Source organism: Chitinophaga sp. 10T418 (genome assembly GCF_056394125.1).
Genome location: NZ_JBFTHG010000006.1, coordinates 455582 through 474123 on the forward strand (window position 1 = coordinate 455582; position 18542 = coordinate 474123).

An 18542-nucleotide genomic window follows, 5' to 3' on the forward strand; every position below is an offset into this window, starting at 1 on the left:
CAGTGCAATGAAAAAAGCCCTTTTATTAATGCCTGTATCGCTGTATTTCTTGTTGACAGCCTGTTCCAGTCAGACCACCAATGTTCATATAGGCGGTGGGGTTAGTACTTTCGTAAAAGATTCTGCTGCCTTTAACCGGGAGTTTGAAAATGACCTGCTCATCTGTAATTTCAGTTTTAACGGGCAGAATGATTCCGGGGATAAATTTGATACCACGCTGATTACTGATGCCCGCTCAGCTGAATTTTCAAAGTTGATGGCGCATACAAAAAAAGAGGAACTGACAATGGCGATTATTACTACGCCGGCCAATACAGACAGTGTAAAACTGAAAGGGCTTTCTGATAAAGTGGTGGCCTACTTAAAAAAAGACTCCTTATTTACAGGTTTTAAAAAATATACGGTGAACATCGCTTCGGATGGTGCGCCAGTGGCTACGTTCAATTATTAATGACAGGATAATGATATTTTCGAGAGGGTGTCCCCAAAGGCACCCTCTTTTCTATTTGGGGGCTGTTATCAAATCAGGAGCAACGGCAAACCGGAATAACTTCTCCCAAAGGGCAGTAAAACAGCAAAACACATTATATTTATAACAACTATATATCTCCTATCCTCCTGACAGCACCGCGCTGCTGACAGGTACTACGGCATTGCCCTTCAGCATCCCGCAACCCAGAATAAGATACCAACCAACTCTCTTCTCAAAAAATTACATACTGCTGACTATCAGCCAAATACATAGTAAAATAGGCTCAAACGCTTGCTCCTGCTGCTTCTTTACTACCATTTCACAGGTATCCTTAGAAAAAATATTGAAATAAAATAGATTTTATGAATAAATTTGAACAATCAAGTAGCTACTTTTAAAAATTTAAAAAATGAGCAATAAACCCGCTACCTTATTTGACAAAGTATGGGATTCGCATGTTGTCAGGAAAATTGAAGATGGCCCGGATGTGTTTTTTATCGATCGCCACTTTATTCACGAAGTAACCAGTCCTGTTGCTTTTCTCGGTATGGAAAGCCGTGGACTGAAAGTGATGTTTGCTGAGAAAACCTTTGCCACAGCAGATCACAACACGCCAACGATTAACCAGCATTTACCGGTAAAAGACCCGCTTTCCGCCAATCAGCTGAAGGCGCTGGAAACTAACTCCAACAAATATGGGATCTCCCACTGGGGATTAGGTAATCCCAAGAATGGTATTGTGCACGTAGTAGGTCCGGAAAACGGTATTACCCTCCCAGGTATGACCATCGTTTGTGGCGACTCTCACACTTCTACCCATGGTGCTTTTGGAGCCATTGCATTTGGTATTGGTACCTCTGAAGTAGAGATGGTGCTTTCTTCCCAGTGTATTATGCAGCCGAAGCCGAAGAAGATGCGTATTAACGTAACTGGTAAGCTGGGTAAGGGTATTACACCAAAAGACGTTACACTCTATATTATATCCAGGCTCACCGCTGCAGGCGCTACCGGTTACTTTGTAGAATATGCGGGCGATGTGTTTGAAAACATGAGCATGGAAGGTCGTATGACCGTTTGCAACATGAGTATTGAAATGGGTGCCCGTGGCGGCATCATTGCACCAGACGAAACTACCTTCAATTATATCAAAGGACGTGAGAAAGCGCCTAAAGGAGAAGCATGGGATAAAGCCCTCGCCTACTGGAAAACGCTGAAAACAGAAGAAGGTGCCACCTTTGACATGGAATATACCTACGATGCTGCAGATATAGAACCCATGATCACCTACGGTACCAATCCGGGTATGGGTATGGGCATTACCAAACATATTCCTGCCGCACTGGTGGGTGACAGCAAATCCAGCTACGAAAAATCATTGCAGTACATGGGCTTCCATGAAGACGAAGCGATGCTGGGCAAAAAAGTAGACTACGTATTCATCGGCAGCTGCACCAACGGACGTATTGAAGATTTCCGTGCATTTGCCTCTATTGTAAAGGGAAGAAAGAAAGCAGAACATGTAACTGCCTGGATCGTTCCCGGTTCACATATCGTAGAACAACAGATCAAAGAAGAAGGTATCCTGGATATACTGACAGAAGCAGGTTTTCAGCTGCGTCAGCCCGGATGTTCTGCTTGCCTGGCGATGAACGATGACAAAGTACCTGCCGGCAAATACGCCGTAAGTACCAGCAACCGGAACTTTGAAGGCAGACAGGGACCAGGCTCCAGAACAATGCTGGCCAGTCCGCTGGTAGCGGCAGCAGCAGCAGTAACCGGTGTGGTAACTGATCCGAGAGAACTGATTGCTTAAACCCTTTCCTATTCAACAATAATCACGATACAACTCAAAAAATGGCTTACGATAAATTCACAATATTGAGGAGTTCCGCAGTACCCATGCCAATTGAAAATGTGGACACGGACCAGATCATTCCCGCACGTTTTTTAAAAGCCACAGAGCGTACAGGTTTCGGTGATAACCTGTTCCGCGACTGGCGCTATGAAACAGATGGCACACCGAAAAAAGATTTCGTTTTAAACAATCCTATCTACACCGGTAAAATCCTGGTAGGTGGTAAAAACTTCGGTAGCGGCAGTAGCCGTGAGCACGCTGCATGGGCCATCTACGACTACGGATTCCGTTGCGTAGTATCCAGCTTCTTTGCCGATATCTTCAAAAACAACTCTTTGAACGTAGGCTTATTACCTGTACAGGTAAGCCCTGAGTTCCTTGACAAGATCTTTACTGCCATTGAAGCAGATCCCAAAGCGGAAGTGGAAGTTAACCTGGAAGCACAAACGATCACCATCCCTGCCACCGGAGAAAGTGAATCTTTTGCCATCAACAGCTACAAAAAGCTGAACATGATGAATGGCTATGATGATATTGATTATCTGCAGGCCATGAAAGACGAAATAAAATTATTCGCCGACAAGAGTCTGTACTAAACATTCCATAAAAACGATTATGCCAGTGACCCAGCGCCACGTTGAAATAATGGACACCACACTCCGCGATGGTGAACAAACCAGCGGTGTTTCTTTTTCACCCTCTGAGAAGTTAACCATTGCACAGCTTTTACTGACAGAAGTAAAAGTTGACAGGATTGAAATTGCCTCAGCCCGTGTATCTGACGGTGAATTTGCGGCAGTTCAGGCAATTACCCAATGGGCAAAGGAAAATGGTTTTTTAAATAAAGTAGAGGTATTAACCTTTGTAGACGGCAATGTATCCGTAGAATGGATGCTGCAGGCCGGCGCCAAAGTAATGAACCTGCTCACCAAAGGCTCGCTGAATCATTTAACACACCAGTTAAAGAAAACACCAGCTGAGCATTTTGCAGAAGTAGCAGCCGTTATTAAACTGGCCAATGAAAAAGGGCTGGAATGCAATGTATACCTGGAAGACTGGAGCAATGGTATGCGACATTCCCGGGAATATGTATTCCAATACCTCGACTTCCTGCAACACCAGCCTGTAAAAAGGATCATGTTACCCGATACACTCGGGGTACTTACACCGGATGAAGTAAAAGAATTTGTGTCTTCCATTGTAACACGCTATCCGGAAATTCATTTCGATTTCCATGCACACAATGACTACGACCTGGGCACCGCCAATGTACTCGAAGGTGTAAAAGCCGGCGCCCATGGCATTCATTTAACGATTAACGGAATGGGAGAAAGAGCAGGCAACGCCTCGCTGGCCAGCGCCATCGCAGTGCTGCACGACTTTTTACCTTCTGTGAAAACATCTGTAGTAGAAACCTCTCTGTATACTGTCAGCAAACTGGTAGAAACATTTTCCGGTTTCCGCATAGCGGTGAACAAACCTATTGTAGGCGAAAATGTATTCACCCAAACTGCCGGCATCCATGCAGATGGTGATAAAAAGAATAAGCTTTACTTCAGCGACCTGATGCCGGAACGTTTTGGCCGTCAGCGTAAATATGCACTGGGTAAAACCAGCGGCAAAGCCAATATAGAAAACAACCTGCAACAGCTGGGCATTAAACTGTCGGACCCCGATCTGAAAAAGGTAACGCAGCGTATCATTGAACTGGGCGACCGGAAAGAAGTGCTGACGCAGGCGGACTTACCCTATATCATTTCCGATGTACTGGACAGTAACCGTATTGAGGAGCATGTGATCTTAGAAAACTATGTACTCACACACTCCAAAAACATGAACCCTTCTGTTACCATCAGGATTTCTATTAACGGCGAAGTCTTTGAAGAGCATTCACAGGGCGACGGACAATACGATGCGTTCATGAATGCCCTGAAAAAGGTGTATAAACAACTGAAGGTGGAACTCCCGCCACTGGCCGACTACGCCGTACGCATTCCTCCGGGCGGTAAAAGTGATGCGTTATGTGAAACCATCATTACCTGGGTAAGAAATGAAAAAGAATTCAAAACCAGGGGGCTGGATAGCGACCAAACCGTATCTGCTATCAAGGCAACACTGAAAATGCTGAACCTAATTTAAACTTTCCAACAATAACTGAATGGCAACCAAACATATATTAATCGTTCCCGGTGATGGAATCGGACAGGAAGTAACCGCAGTAGGAAAAAAAGTCCTGGATAAAATTGCTGCAAAGTTCGGACATACGTTTACCTATGATGAAGCACTGATCGGGCATGTAGCCATTGAAGCTACCGGCAATCCTTTACCGGATGAGTCGCTCGAAAAAATGAGAAACTCTGATGCGGTATTGTTCGGCGCGGTAGGTCATCCGAAATACGACAATGATCCTTCTGCTAAAGTAAGACCAGAACAAGGTTTGCTGAAAATGCGCAAGGAGCTGGGACTGTATGCCAACCTCCGTCCTATCAAATTGTTTGACGAATTATTAGGCGCTTCCAGCATCAAACCTGAAATATTAAAAGGTGCGGATATCCTGTTCTTCCGCGAGTTGACAGGTGATATATATTTTGGAGAGAAGGGAAGAAAAAACAATGGCGACACCGCTTACGACGTTGCTGAATACAGTCGTTATGAAGTGGAACGTATAGCCCGCAAAGCTTTTGAAGCCGCAAGAACCAGGAGAAAAAAGCTGTGTTCTGTAGATAAAGCTAACGTGATCGAAACTTCCCGTCTCTGGAGAGAAGTAGTACAAAAGGTAGCCCTTGAATATCCGGATATTGAAGTAGAACATCAGTTTGTAGATGCTACCGCCATGCTGCTGATAAAAGACCCACGCCGTTTTGATGTGGTGGTAACCGCTAACCTGTTTGGTGATATCCTGACCGATGAAGCCTCCCAGATAGCCGGTTCTATGGGCATGCTGGCCTCTGCCTCTATCGGCGATGGTACCGGCGTATACGAGCCTATACATGGCTCTGCGCACGACATTACCGGCAAAGGTGTAGCTAATCCGCTGGCCTCTATCCTATCTGCCGCCCTGCTGCTGGATATTTCCTTTGGCATGAAAGCAGAATCTGATGAAGTGATCAGTGCAGTAGATAAAGTATTGAAAGCCGGTTTCCGTACACGGGATATCGCTGACGCCCAAACGCCGGCAGATAAAATTCTTGGTACAGAGGCCATGGGTGCGGAAGTATTGAAGTTTTTGTAAGGAATTGGATATAAAACAAAGGCGGTCTCCTTAAAAAGAGACCGCCTTTTTGTTGCCTATAAGCACCGCTTTCTTTACGGCAGCGTAGTCAAATTCACCGTAGGTGTAAGACCGTTCGCCGTCCGCGTAAAGCTGGTATTATAATTTACATAATTGGCAAAGAAGCCGCCGTTCTTCAGATAGAAAGCGCCGGTAGTGCCATCGATGCCACCCGCATAATCCCTGCGCTGATCATTGGTAGCCGTAGCATCTGCGGTGAAGTAGCCGCCGGTGAGCTCTGTCCAGGTGCCGGAGGTAGATCGTACCCATTGATTGTTGAACAGTACTCTTCTGCCGTAGTAGCCATTGTTGTCGATAAAGTTTTCCAGGAAAGAATGGGCACCGGTATAATAGCTCACCGTATTAGGTCTTTTCCAGGTAGCCAGGAAGCGCCAGGTGCTTGTTTCCGGCGTAAAAATCCAGGAAGAATAATCCGTACCGCCGGAGCCATCGGGAACAATATGTGTCAGGAATTTATAGGTAGTTCCAGCCTGCCAGTTGAAGAGCAGGTAGCTTTGTCCGCCGGTACCTTCCCCGCCGAATGAGTTATCTACCACATTGGGACCTTTTCTTACCAGCGTAGTAGTGCCTACGGAGGGGTCCCATACAGAAAACAATACCCTTCTTTCAGTAGCGCTGTTTACCTGGATACCGCAATAGCCGCCGGAGAAACCATTACTCATAAAATAGGAGCCGATTTTATCTTCTCCGGTGGGCACCGTTAATTCGTTGTAAAACCATTCTGCCGTAGTACCGGAAGGGATGGTATAATTCATGTGCACGGAGGGGCCACGTCTGGACCAGTAGTAATTGGCGGCATCGTTGGCATATACCACATTGTTGGCAGTGGCTGCGCCGCTGATAACCACATGGGAAACATCGCCGAAATAGCTACCGGTTTTGGTAACGCCCTGTACATCTACTTTTACATAGCCGGCAGCAGTGATGTTTACCGATCCGATGCTATAAGTCGTATAGGCGTTGCCGGTAACTGTTTTGGTAAAGGCAGTACCATTTACAGTTACTTTGATGTTACTCGTACCGGAGGGTACTTTCATTTTAATGGATACATTCAGCGTACCGGTGAGGGCCAGTCTGAAATACGTGCTGGTGATGGCGCTGGCGCTGGTCCAGTTACCCAAACCATTGCTGGTGATCACCTCTGCCCCACCCGTTGCCGCGGTGGTTACAAAAGCATTTCCGGCCAATGGCACATCATAACTGGATGCGGCAGGTACAGAACGTGGCGTGACAAGCCCGGCTGCATTGGCGGCAGGTATGGTCTCTTTCAGGTTTTTGCTACAGGAAAAAAGTAAAAAAGTGGATATGGCAAATGCATACCACATACGGGAATTCATTTTCATTGTCAATGGATTTAATTGGTTTTGGATAGACAAAGAGTGCTTATAGACAAGGTTTTTCATGCAAATGAAAACACCATCTGAGATGGCTCATAATGACAGCGGGTTGATTTTTCATGTTCACGGAATTACGGCACTATTTATATGCCTTGTTCAGAATTTGGTTGTTTGCTCCTATTCACGTTGATATAATCAAGATAAGTTTTTTATTTTAAAAATCCTAGTGCGGTGCTTTTAGTAGTTCCGCAAACCCATCGGAGTCGGGGCTTTGATAAGTGATACCAGCAATATGTCCATCTGACATCTTTATAATCATGGGATAGATGGCTTTTGCTTTATCGGGGTAAACAATAATGTTTGCTGTATCCAGCAGTACCTTGCTGCTGTTTATTACTTCACTGCCTAATTTTATTTTCAATAGTTTTGCGGATTGTATGCGCGTAAAAATATACCGGATACCTTCACTCGTGGCATAATGCTTCTTTACAAAGTCTTCCGCCGTACTGATACAGCCTTCACATCCCTGGTTGGGAATAATAACGTAACTCCCTGTTGGCAGGGTTTGCGGATCTATCTTTTTAATGGCACTGGTCAGCGACCCGTACTGCTCCTTACAACTGTTGGCGAAAAGTATTAGCAGTAAAAATGCCAGTCCCTTACCTATCGGTTTTGCATTGAACATATTGAGCGATGTTTTGATTTTTATTACGCAGATTAAGAAAGTATACCCCCTCCCGGGTAACAAAAAAATTATCCAGTGCCAGCCCATCCGGTAGTTGTCCTTCTCCCAGGTATTTAAAATCATGGTCAAAAGCAATCAGGTAACATTGCTTTCCGGGTAATGGCATGGCGCCTGTTTTATCGGGTACCAGTGGCTTTTCCAGCAGGCGGTAATAACGATCCTGGTAGGGGTCGTAGATAATATTCCGGTACGATGGCGTACCCAGGTAGTATTGTAAAGCCACTTCCGCGTCCAGTACTTTCTCATTACCTTTTGCAAGGTTCATGGATGTAATGCAGATGCTATCTGCAGCACCGGCTACTACGGTCTTTACCTTCCAGTTGCTGTCAATGACGTAGAGATGATGATCAGCAGGGAGACTCAGCACCATTTCTTTCGTGTGTGCGTTGCAGGTAGTATAAGGCGTGCGCAGGTGGGATCCGCCCCAGTTGTGCTCCCGGTATACCTCAGAATAAGGAATGTGGTAGGATGGCCTGCCGGCGGCCCTGTCAATGGCAGCAAAAATCGTACGGCCGTTAAAGTTATCTTTCTCTTTTTCCCCCAGCAGGAATCCCGCGCCAATAATTTTATCTTCTTTAAAAAAGATAGGTGAAGAAGGATTCGCATAAGGAGGCGCCGCTTCTATGCCTTGTGGCATGCCGGCTACTTTATCCAGGAAGGTGAGCTCTTTATAAACTGCTGCTTTGGAGATATCGTAAAAAAATAATTTGGCTGATCCATAAGCATACAGGAGGAGGCTATCCGGGGAAATATAGTTAAAGTAGGTGACTTTCTCTTTCAGGTTCACCTGGCAAAGGATCTCCGGGTTAATAACCTGCCCCGGCGTATCTATTGTATACTTCAACAGGCGCTTGTTATAGGTATCCAATGAATACAGGATATGTCCCTGTTCATGATAATCGATGGGGGTAGATATGCCCATCACCATCATACTATCCAGGAACAGGTTAAGGGTATCGTTAAAGGATAAACGTAGTGGAATCACTTTCTCGCTTGTCTTACTACAGTTTGACCAGGTGTTAATATTTTCATTATTACAGGCGCTGATGGCTACCCAGCAAAGTAACAGGAACAATAATGATCGCATAGCATTTTTTAACAGGATAGTAGATATCAGCAGGTAAATAAACAAGCTATTTACCTGCTGATGAATGAGCTGTTACTGTACGTAGTAAGTACAGTCTGTTGTTAATGGATCTACAGGTGTCACACAATCATAATGGTATACACCATTTACAACGGTAATTCTGCATTTGCCGCGCAGGCCATGGTGGTCGTCCTGGCATGGTTTTCCGGAAGTGGCGCCGGATAAAAACAGCATAGCGGCTGAAATAGCCACGCAACAAAAAACAAGGGTCTTTTTCATATTATATAGTTTAAGTGTGAGGAAAAACTAACGTTGAGAAACAGGATGGTCAGGTGTATTGTCGGTTTTAAGGTTTTCATTGCTACATGTGCACGATGCATCCTACCAGATAACAAGCATGATAATGATCCCAACAGGTGAATATCAGCAGATAGATAAACGGGCTACTTACCTGCTGATACATCAGTTGTTACTGTACATACACGGAGCAGTCGGTGTCTAACGGATCTACTGGTGTTACGCAATCAAAATAATAAACGCCATCTATCACGGTCGTTCTGCATTTGCCACGCTTACCGTGGTGATCGTCCTGACAGGGTTTTCCGGAAGTAGTACCGGATAAAAACAGCATAGCGGTTGAAATAGCGAGGCAGCAAAGAATAAGGGTCTTTTTCATATTATATGTTTTTAGTTGACGGAAGGCAGCACGTGCCGAATTAACAGGTAACCGGGTTAACGGTCAGACAGTACATTAATTTAAGTATGTTGACTGCCATCAGGCTGCAGTGGAAATATTAAGCCTGGTAACCCATATTTACCAGGATGAAAAAGAAAGCCAGTAGCGGAGGAAATGCTAACCATGCATAAGTAATAGTAGGAACTTTCCTTTTACACATCTTCCCAATGCCAAAAAGCAGTAATGAAGAAAACAGCATATAGAGAGCAAACGGGATGATACGGCTTAAAAGATAGGTCTGCGGGTGCGCATGCACATAAATAGCTCCTTCTACGGCGGTGCCGTTGTAAAAGTTCATAGCCACAAAGGCTACGGGGACAGCCAGGATAAAAAGCAGTAATCGTAAGGCAGGAAAGATTTTTGTCTGGCGTGTGGTATCTGAAAGCATGTCCGGTGTTGAATAGTCTTAAAAGGAAACGTGATCCGCTTCGTGGGTGAAGATAATTATATTTAAATAGAAAGGCACTTTGGGGTCCTTTATCAGCTTTGACGTAATTGCCCCGCTAATTGTCCTGATTACACCTGTTCCAATTTACTTTTCCGCTGTAAGTTTGTTGTGTCATCTAAAAACAACGTATATGAACCCGGAAGTTACTCAGTATATTGAAAAGTTACAGCCCTGGCAAAAGGAAGCTGCCACCACCCTTCGTAAGATGGTCCTTAAAACGATTCCTGATGCCGAAGAGCGGCTCCAATACGGCAAGCCGCACTACCTGAAGAACGGGCAGTATGCCGCCGTTATTTCGGCCGCAAAAGACAAATTATCGTTTATGCTGTTTAATGCCACCGAACTGGCAGAAATAAAAGGTTACTTTCAGTCCACCACCGCCCCTGACCGGAAAACGGCTACTATTAAAGATGGTCAGGCGGTAGACTATAAGCAGTTGGGCGATTTCTTAAAACAAACCAGTAAATCACTCTAAATAATATATTACATGAGAAAGATTGTTTCGTTTATGCATGTTTCCCTGGACGGCTTTGTAGCCGGTCCTAATGGAGAAATGAACTGGATCAAGGTAGATGCCGACCTGTTTGACTATGCTTCTGACCGTACCAATGCGGCAGATACAGCCCTGTACGGTCGCGTCACCTATGATATGATGGATGCTTACTGGCCCACTGCCGCAGAACAACCGAATGCCAGCAAACATGATATTGAGCACGGCAATTGGTATAACCAGGTAGAAAAACTGGTTATATCCAAAACCCTGGAAGGGCAAAAAAAGGATAAAACCACGATCATCGGCCATGACATCAACAAACAGGTGAGTGAACTGAAAAATAAAGCAGGGAAGGAAATCATTATGTTTGGCAGCCCCGGCAYTACACAAACGCTGATGGCGGATAACCTGGTGGATGAATTCTGGTTATTTGTGAACCCGATATTACTGGGAGAAGGTATTCCTTTATTCAAAAATATTAAAACACCGGTATCATTGAAGCTCCTCAAGACAACTACCTTTGCCAGCGGAGTAGTGTGTTTGCACTATGAAACCGTAAAATGATATTGAATTGGATGAAACCCGAATAACGGCGTATGTGCTACGCCGTTATTCGGGTTTGTTATTGGTAGGGTTGTAAATCTTTCTCCATTGCTACAACAACTTCCTGCAGTACTCTTAATATCATGGCCCGTTCTGCGCTGCTTAGCGCATAAACGACTTTGCCGTCTTTCTCCCTGATGTCCTTCAATCTTACTTTTCTATAGAAAGTGGGGACACTCCAGCTACATTCTTCACACACCTTTTCCCTGAAAGAAACCGGTAAGCGGGACAATAATGTGTGCAGGTTCAATAATACATTTTGCGCGTTACTCATCATAAATAATTTTAAATGATTGTTTGGATGTATGGAGGGCAACGCGATGGAAGCTTTATGCATTGATCAGGTATACTGCCTCGATCAGTTTTTCAACACTTTCATACATGGTAAAAATGGATCTGTTGTCTGCCGCCTCATCGGATAAGGAAGCGGCGTACCAGTCTTTCAACTTCGCTCTCACTTCAGCCGGGGAATATTGCCAGCAAAAGTTAGATAGTACCTGTGAGGGGTCTGAGATTTCTTCGGGGGTAAGATTGAATGGTTTTTCATACCATTCAGGGTAAATGGTGTTGTTCATAAAAGATCTGTTTTATGATGGTTATTTTACAATGGAAATATAACTACCATTTTATTACCAGCAATGGAAAAATCATAAAGTTGGTATCAGAAAATTCAACTCTGTATTCTCTTATAACAAAGCTGACATAAGGAGGTGTAATGTATGTGTTGTGAGCAATATTGTAGTCTTATGACGATAGCTCCCCAAATGGATCTAATGATGGTTTTTAAAAAATACTTACATTAGTCTCCTTAATTCAAGAAATGAAACAACTCTCCTTCTTCTTCCTGTTACTGGCCTTTCAAAGTCTAAAGGCGCAGGACAACCGGACCATCTCCATCACATTAGATGCCAGCAAAGCCAGCTACTTTACTACTGATCCCATCATCCGGAAACAGGTAGATAGTGCATTCAAAATGGCTACGGTGATATTCAACTCTGCCGAATTCCAGAAAGAAATTGGCAATATGACGTTTAACTGTAAAAGCTATTGTAAAGGATGCGCCAAAATACCCGCTGCCACTGAAGGACGGATATCAGGTAAGACAGTGCTCGATACATTATTTAAAGAGCGCGATGTGAAAATGGGATTTGAATTAAAAGAGAAAGATGGTCCGCTCGGGTTAACAAGTCCAGGCGCGTATTTTACGACCGCCTGGTACCGCCCAATCCAGGAAAACATGCCGGAGTTCCATTCTTTTGCCTATGCATTGACGGCCAACATATGTCATGAATACATGCACCAGGTAGGCTTTTGCCATTTGTATTGCATGGGCGGCTGGCTCTGCAATCCTAAAAAGAGACTCAATGAAAAAAATAATAAGCCCGATGAGAAATTTATTGGCGAAGATGTGACCTACAAAGTAGGATGGGCCGTTTATTACATCCTGATGGACTGGAAGAAAAATGGTATAGATCCGTTTAAAGGCAGATAGAAACCCGGGAATGGAGCGGGTATGCCCCTGCTCCATTCCCCCCTGTCACTATTCTTCCCTGGTAATTACTTCCTCCTCTACCGGTACTGCTGCCGCTTTCAACTCCAAAGCCTTCATCTTCCGATCGTAACCCCGTTTCAAAAACCGCATAATAAATGGAATAACGACTAAGAGCGTACGGCTCATGCTATGAAAGGGCAACAATAACCCCAGCAGGAACACACCTATAAAAACAGCAGGAACTGTCAGCGCTCTCTTTTGCTGATACTGCACAAACAAGCGGTTGTCCAGCCCTTCGCTCAACTGATACTTCGGATTGCTGATATATCTCCATAATACCACAATCATACTTCCTGAAAAAGTTATGTTCATCGTGTATATCAGGAACGGGCTGATGAAATTAGAACCCGCATACTCACTATCCAGCGCCGTACTGAATGGAAACAATACAATGGAAACCAAAAAGAGTAAGTTAAGCCATAACAGCCCCGGATTGTAGTTTACCAGGTAGCCCATCAACTGATGATGCACCGTCCAATACAATCCAATAAAGAAAAAGCTGACAAAAAAGCCGAGGAACTTGGGTGTTAGTTCCAGGTAAGTATCAATGACCTGCGCCGTGGTATACTCCGGCAGCAAATGAGGGATCTTTATTTCAATAATTAACAGCGTGATGGCAATGGCAAATACGGCATCACTGAAAAGAATCAGGCGTTCAAGCTGAAAGGCTGTTTTGGAATGAGACATAAGGTGGCTACAGTTAAGGTTGATTTTTATTGGTTAATTGGTTATTTATTTCGCCAAAAGTACAATTCATTTACTATTTATTCATTCACATATTTGTTGGACTTATGATTACACTGCAAAAGTGTATTGTGATTATGCAAGCTCCGTCTATGCGATGCTTAGCACCCGCTAAGTTCCTATAGAAGCCCTGCAGGAGAGGTGGACTTGATGCGGGGATGAGTTCCGGATGTATAACAGGGATGAAATTGCATCAGCAGACGGATGGAGGTCAGAACTGGCCATAGCAACGCTGCTTCAGTACCAGGGGGTAGTTGAGGGAAGATATATACTATTTAAAGGAAGCAGGTATAAAGGGGTTATTCATCAAAATATCTCCGGGGGCAAGGATTGCTTTATTCCAGTTGAATGATGGCTGGATATGCGTATGTATAGGCGAGGTTGGGAAGCAACATCTTCCGCTTTGGGTACCTGCGTTTATGAGCATATTTGAGTACCTGTGGTGCTGCCACCGCAATAATATCGGCGGCCATGTATTGGCTGCTGCGGGATGGGCCGTCTTTGTATAGGGCTCTTACCTGGAAAACCACTACCAGTGAACCCTGACCGGGTACGTCCAGCGAAACATTTGTTTCCTGGAATGTGGTATCCGGATCTATCATGAGCGTCACCGTTTCGCTACCCGTTACCTGGCGTGAAGTAAAATCAATACGCGTTGCGATCACTTTTACTTCCAGTGCAGTAATGCCTTTATGCCCTTCGATGGTTTGTGCGGGAATATTTAATACTCCGTTACTGCACAGCCGGGGAGCCACCGCAAAGAAACGATCTACTCCGGTATGCTGATTGAATCGGAAGCCTGTTATCGCTTCGTGATGATCGCCGGCAGTAATGAGCAGCCTGTTGAGCCGATTGATGTGGGCACCGTCACAATGGATATCCAGGTTGCCGTAAAAAGCATGACGGATAAAAGCACCTTTCCTGCTGGCGATGCCAAAGCGCCGGGATGCGCGACGGGTAGCAGCCGTTTGCTGCACGCTTTGAGGCATGCTGCGCAGGAAGTATTCGCCGTTGCGTTTATACCCAATGAGATTGCCGAGTTTTCCCGTAAAAGGAAGGATAGACATTTGTTTTGCCATGGGAGATTATTTTGATTACTATAAATATAACATAATTCAGGGAACCTCTTTTCGGAGCAAATTGAAGATTAGCTAAAGGGAGTGTAATGGATATTATATAATATTCAAAGACAGTTTAATAGGGATTTGAGAATGACAAATGCGAGTGTATGGGCCTTTAGAGAATATTGAAATTGGCATGCCCTGGCATTTAATGCTGAGTTAGTTCCCTCCTACCGCTCCTATTAAAAAAATACTCCGTAAGTCCTTACATTTACCGCAGGTGTAAATACATCCAATAAAACCATTAAACAGCCTACATTTAAGCATTAAATTATCCCAGAATGAAAAAGAAATACACCTGGCTATTTGCCCTTATAATTTCCGTAACAACTTACATAAATAAAAGCTATTCGCAGGCCAAAGTGCCGACTTTCAATATTAGCGGTCAGCTCACCTCCGCAGAAAACGCCCCGGTTAAAGAGGTAGTGATCCAGTTGCTGCATGCCGGAGATAAAAAGCTGGTGAAGATAGAGTATGCTGACAGTCTTGGTAAATTCAATTTTGAACACATACCCGCCGGTAATTACCTGCTGCTAACGCAAAGTATGTATTTCACCCCCTACCAGTCAGCCCCTTTTTTACATGATAAAAACACCCTGCTGGGCACCATTACCTTACAGGCCGGCAGCACCCGTTTGAAGGAAGCGACTATCGTAGCCAACAAGCCTTTTGTGCAACAGCAGTATGATAAAACCATACTGAATGTTTCCGGCTCCATTTCCTCCGCGGGCAGTACCGCCCTGGAAGTCCTGGAAAAAGCCCCGGGTATTACCATTGATCAGAATGATAATATTGCCATGCGGGGACGACAGGGCGTGCTGGTGATGATTGACGGTAAACAGGTACCCATGTCAGGACAGGACCTGGCCAATATGCTGAGAAATATGTCCGCTAACCAGATCGAGACCATCGATTTGATTACCAACCCCTCCGCCAAATACGATGCGGCGGGCAATGCCGGCATCATCGACATACGCCTGAAAAAAGGGAAAAAGGCCGGTACGAATGGGAATGTGTCGCTCAGCTATGGACAAGGGATGTATCCTAAATTAAATCCTTCTTTTAACTTCAACAGTAAACATAAAAACCTCAATGTATTCGGATCTTATAATTATAGCTGGCGGCAGGATCTGAATGACCTGACCATCTACAGGCAGTTCTATGATAACAAAGAGGTATATACTGGCGGTATTAATTATAATAACTTCTTCAAATACCAGAGTAATGTTCATAATGCCCGTTTAGGCGCCGACTACAACATCGGAAAAAATATTATTGTTGGAGTTGCTGCCAACGGCATATTCGTTGCCAACAAGATAGGCACTAACAGTGTGGCACATACGATCGATGCACAGCAGCAGCCTACCGGCTCATTTACTACCCTGGGCAATAATCTTCCTAACAGGAACAACGGGAGTATTAACCTGAACTACAAGCAAACACTGGATACCAGCGGCAGAGAGATCACCGCTGACCTGGATTACGCCCGCTTCAGCTCCGATGAAACACAACGTTATAATACGCACTACTTCGATGTAAATAATATAGAAAACAGGTCCGTCTATGCGCTTTTCGGTGATTTAAACGGCAACCTGAGTATCCGGTCTTTCAAAGTAGATTATACGCAGCCATTGAAAAACACCGGCGTTAAACTGGATGCAGGCATAAAAAGCAGTTGGGTAGAATCAGATAATGATGTGAAATTCTTCGACAGAAGTAATGGCGGTAATAAGCTGGATACCGGGAAGAGTAACCAGTTTATTTACAAAGAGAATATCAACGCGGCCTACGTAAATGCTTCAAAAAAATGGAAGCATTTAAGTCTGCAGTTGGGCCTGAGGATGGAAAATACCAATGCCAACGGCAAACAGGTCATCAACTCGGAAACATTTAACCGGAATTATACGCAGCTTTTTCCCAGTGGCTATGTGGGCTATGAATTCAATGAAAAGCATGACCTGGGGTTGTCCATGAGCCGCCGGATAGAACGCCCCTCTTACCGGCAGTTAAACCCGTTCCGGGTATTCCTGGACCCGCTGACATCTGCCACAGGCAATCCTTTCCTGCTACCCGAAATCACGAATTCATTTGAGCTGACGCATACTTTCAAGGAACAATACATTACCAAAATAGGCTACAGCAGAACAAAAGATAATATGCTTACCATTTTAGCGCCGGATGTGCAACCCGGTACTGTATTGCAAACCGATAAGAACCTCGCTAAATATGACTACTACAATTTCAGTTTTGGCTTCCCGGTAACGATCGGTAAATGGTTTAGCAGCACTAACACAGCATTGGTTTACTATGGCCGCTACAGCGGTAACCTGGCAAATACCAACCTGGATGTAAGCCGCGTAGCTTTCAATTTCAACTCCGTGAATACCATTACTGTTAACAGTGTTACTACACTGGAAATTACCGGCAACTACGAAAGCAGGACCTACTACGGCTTCCTTGATGTGGGCAGCTTCTGGTTCATCAATGCCGGCGCCCAGCGGCAGCTATGGAACCGGAAAGCATCTCTCAAAATAAATGTCAATGATATCTTTTTCACCAACCAAACCAATGCCGTTACCAGGCTGACCGGTTACGGAGAAACGTTTAAACAGAAAAGAGATACCAGGGTGGCCACGATTACGTTCAATTATAAATTTGGCGGCACTACTTCCGGTAATGCCAGAAGAAAAACCGGCGGTGCAGATGAAGAAAAGCGAAGGGCCGGATAAAAATTTATAAATTCACCCCATGAACTTAGTTAATGAACTGGAAGAACTGGCGCTCGCTACCCGTTTAAAACGGCTGAGCGAGCGCCTCTCTCAGGATGTAAGCCTGATATATAAAGAGTCCGATCTGGACTTTGAAGCGAAATGGTACCTGATACTGGAGCTCCTGAGCCGGCAGAAAGTAATGGCGGTAACGGAAATATCGGCAGCCTTGCAGTTAAGCCACCCTGCGGTAGTGCAGTTTGCCGATCAGATGCTGGAAAACGGCCTTATAAAAACCACTACCGATAGTAAAGATGCCCGGAGACGATTGATTTCGCTGACGCCGGCAGGAAAACAAATGCATAAAAAGATAGGACCTATTTTAAACGTCATCAAAGAAGAAAACAGGAAATGGCTGGCCACCGCCAGTGCAGACCTGTTACAGGTACTGACTGAACTGGAAAAATCTTTAGATGAACGCAGTATGTATAAGCGTATAAAAATTAGTCTCGTAGAAAATGCCTGAGGCTATACGATGCCCAGGTGAGTCATGACGTTGTTCACTATCCGGTCGCATCTGATGAGATGGAAAGGGAACACCAGGTCGTTTTTATAATAGTCGGATATTTTACCACGCAATATCAGCTTGGCCCTCAGCAGCCGTACTTTAACGTTGACCGGGGAAATATTCAGCACCTGGCTGGTTTCAGCAGTACTCAGCTGCTCGATTTCGCGCATCACAAACACCAGTCGGTATTTTTCCGGGACCTGCAACAGCGCCTGTTCTAACGCAGTACCTAATTCTTTGTTGATTACTTTCGTCACCGGAGATTCTTTTATTTCGGCCATGCTGACCGGATGATCATCTAATACAGATATCTCTTCACTCACCACTTTCTTTCTTTTCTTCAACTGCTGACTGCACTCGTTAATCAATATTCTTTTCAGCCAGGTGCCGAAAGCCGACTCTTGTCTGAAACTGGCCAGGTGCTGATAGGCATTGATATAAGTCGTCTGCATCACATCTTCTACATCGGCATCGTTATTCAGGATAGACATCCCCAACCTGAAAAGACTTGTATTGTGCCGGCGCATCAGCTGCTCAAATTGTCTTTTGTCTCCTGCCAGTATCTTATTGATAATCTCGTTGTCAATATCTGCTGGTGCTTGCGAAAGTGGGCTCATGATTTATTATTGGATGATCAATTGCCGGAAAAGTTACAAAAAAAAAGCTGACATTTTTGTAACCCTTTCCGCTTTTGGTACTCTAATATAGAGGAGACCTTGTCGGTGAAAATAAAAATTGATACCCGCATAGTACCTTTTAACCCATAATCAGTATTATTATT

At 44.6% G+C, this 18542-nt stretch carries 21 protein-coding genes; 10 read left to right on the top strand and 11 right to left on the bottom strand.

The features are described from left to right. Positions 1–7: 7 nt before the first annotated feature. The 5 genes from AC1DCV_RS20015 (at position 8) to leuB (ending at position 5559) form a co-directional block, all read left to right on the top strand. Positions 8–451, top strand: coding sequence for a hypothetical protein (locus AC1DCV_RS20015; protein WP_477024819.1), 444 nt, complete (start codon positions 8–10; stop codon positions 449–451). A 430-nt stretch (positions 452–881) separates the two neighbouring features. Continuing rightward, the gene (gene leuC, locus AC1DCV_RS20020) at positions 882–2285 is read left to right on the top strand and encodes a 3-isopropylmalate dehydratase large subunit (protein ID WP_477024820.1); all 1404 of its coding nucleotides are present in this window, start codon (positions 882–884) and stop codon (positions 2283–2285) included. Positions 2286–2326: 41 nt separating this feature from the next. Then, a complete protein-coding gene (leuD, locus tag AC1DCV_RS20025) occupies positions 2327–2923 on the top strand; it encodes a 3-isopropylmalate dehydratase small subunit (RefSeq protein WP_441574824.1) in 597 nt (198 codons plus the stop codon). A gap of 19 nt (positions 2924–2942) precedes the next feature. Next, complete coding sequence (locus tag AC1DCV_RS20030; RefSeq protein WP_477024821.1) at positions 2943–4466, top strand: alpha-isopropylmalate synthase regulatory domain-containing protein; 1524 nt, start codon at positions 2943–2945, stop codon at positions 4464–4466. A gap of 19 nt (positions 4467–4485) precedes the next feature. Then, positions 4486–5559, top strand: coding sequence for a 3-isopropylmalate dehydrogenase (gene leuB / locus AC1DCV_RS20035; RefSeq protein WP_477024822.1), 1074 nt, complete (start codon positions 4486–4488; stop codon positions 5557–5559). Positions 5560–5633: 74 nt separating this feature from the next. Here leuB and AC1DCV_RS20040 read toward each other — a convergent pair whose 3' ends face one another. From AC1DCV_RS20040 to AC1DCV_RS20065, 6 genes are all read right to left on the bottom strand, one after another. After that, positions 5634–6962 (bottom strand): DUF3472 domain-containing protein, encoded by a 1329-nt coding sequence (locus AC1DCV_RS20040; RefSeq protein ID WP_477024823.1) that lies wholly within the window; start codon positions 6960–6962, stop codon positions 5634–5636. A gap of 217 nt (positions 6963–7179) precedes the next feature. Further along, on the bottom strand, positions 7180–7641 hold the full coding sequence (locus tag AC1DCV_RS20045) for a hypothetical protein (RefSeq protein ID WP_477024824.1): 462 nt from the start codon (positions 7639–7641) through the stop codon (positions 7180–7182). Next, a complete protein-coding gene (locus tag AC1DCV_RS20050) occupies positions 7616–8788 on the bottom strand; it encodes a DUF4221 family protein (protein ID WP_477024825.1) in 1173 nt (390 codons plus the stop codon). Before AC1DCV_RS20050 ends, AC1DCV_RS20045 begins: the two co-directional genes overlap by 26 nt. 72 nt (positions 8789–8860) lie before the next feature. Then, positions 8861–9067 carry a hypothetical protein gene (locus tag AC1DCV_RS20055; RefSeq protein WP_477024826.1) on the bottom strand — a complete coding sequence of 69 codons (207 nt, stop codon included), beginning with the start codon at positions 9065–9067 and terminating at the stop codon, positions 8861–8863. Between the two features lie 190 nt (positions 9068–9257). Continuing rightward, positions 9258–9464, bottom strand: a complete 207-nt coding sequence (locus AC1DCV_RS20060) for a hypothetical protein (protein WP_477024827.1) — start codon at positions 9462–9464, stop codon at positions 9258–9260. A gap of 118 nt (positions 9465–9582) precedes the next feature. After that, complete coding sequence (locus AC1DCV_RS20065; protein ID WP_477024828.1) at positions 9583–9912, bottom strand: hypothetical protein; 330 nt, start codon at positions 9910–9912, stop codon at positions 9583–9585. Positions 9913–10102: 190 nt separating this feature from the next. On the opposite strand from AC1DCV_RS20065, the gene AC1DCV_RS20070 reads away from it, so the two are divergent. Continuing rightward, positions 10103–10447: a DUF1801 domain-containing protein gene (locus AC1DCV_RS20070; protein ID WP_477024829.1), complete on the top strand. Its 345-nt coding sequence runs from the start codon at positions 10103–10105 to the stop codon at positions 10445–10447. Between the two features lie 12 nt (positions 10448–10459). Beyond that, complete coding sequence (locus tag AC1DCV_RS20075) at positions 10460–11029, top strand: dihydrofolate reductase family protein (RefSeq protein WP_477024830.1); 570 nt, start codon at positions 10460–10462, stop codon at positions 11027–11029. 58 nt (positions 11030–11087) lie between these two features. Here AC1DCV_RS20075 and AC1DCV_RS20080 read toward each other — a convergent pair whose 3' ends face one another. Both AC1DCV_RS20080 and AC1DCV_RS20085 read right to left on the bottom strand, forming a co-directional pair. Continuing rightward, positions 11088–11345, bottom strand: a complete 258-nt coding sequence (locus AC1DCV_RS20080) for a hypothetical protein (RefSeq protein WP_477024831.1) — start codon at positions 11343–11345, stop codon at positions 11088–11090. 52 nt (positions 11346–11397) lie between these two features. Beyond that, on the bottom strand, positions 11398–11643 hold the full coding sequence (locus AC1DCV_RS20085; RefSeq protein WP_477024832.1) for a hypothetical protein: 246 nt from the start codon (positions 11641–11643) through the stop codon (positions 11398–11400). Between the two features lie 245 nt (positions 11644–11888). Between AC1DCV_RS20085 and AC1DCV_RS20090 the strand changes: the two genes are divergently transcribed. Then, entirely contained in the window at positions 11889–12560 is a 672-nt protein-coding gene (locus AC1DCV_RS20090; protein ID WP_477024833.1) for a hypothetical protein, read from the top strand. Between the two features lie 48 nt (positions 12561–12608). On the opposite strand, the gene AC1DCV_RS20095 is transcribed toward AC1DCV_RS20090, so the two are convergent. After that, positions 12609–13307 (bottom strand): TMEM175 family protein, encoded by a 699-nt coding sequence (locus AC1DCV_RS20095; protein ID WP_477024834.1) that lies wholly within the window; start codon positions 13305–13307, stop codon positions 12609–12611. Positions 13308–13699: 392 nt separating this feature from the next. Beyond that, positions 13700–14443: a hypothetical protein gene (locus AC1DCV_RS20100; RefSeq protein WP_477024835.1), complete on the bottom strand. Its 744-nt coding sequence runs from the start codon at positions 14441–14443 to the stop codon at positions 13700–13702. Between the two features lie 323 nt (positions 14444–14766). Between AC1DCV_RS20100 and AC1DCV_RS20105 the strand changes: the two genes are divergently transcribed. Next, complete coding sequence (locus AC1DCV_RS20105) at positions 14767–17214, top strand: outer membrane beta-barrel protein (RefSeq protein ID WP_477024836.1); 2448 nt, start codon at positions 14767–14769, stop codon at positions 17212–17214. Between the two features lie 19 nt (positions 17215–17233). Further along, positions 17234–17719, top strand: a complete 486-nt coding sequence (locus AC1DCV_RS20110; protein ID WP_477024837.1) for a MarR family winged helix-turn-helix transcriptional regulator — start codon at positions 17234–17236, stop codon at positions 17717–17719. A 2-nt stretch (positions 17720–17721) separates the two neighbouring features. On the opposite strand, the gene AC1DCV_RS20115 is transcribed toward AC1DCV_RS20110, so the two are convergent. Then, positions 17722–18378 (bottom strand): RNA polymerase sigma factor, encoded by a 657-nt coding sequence (locus AC1DCV_RS20115; RefSeq protein WP_477024838.1) that lies wholly within the window; start codon positions 18376–18378, stop codon positions 17722–17724. Positions 18379–18542: the final 164 nt, after the last annotated feature.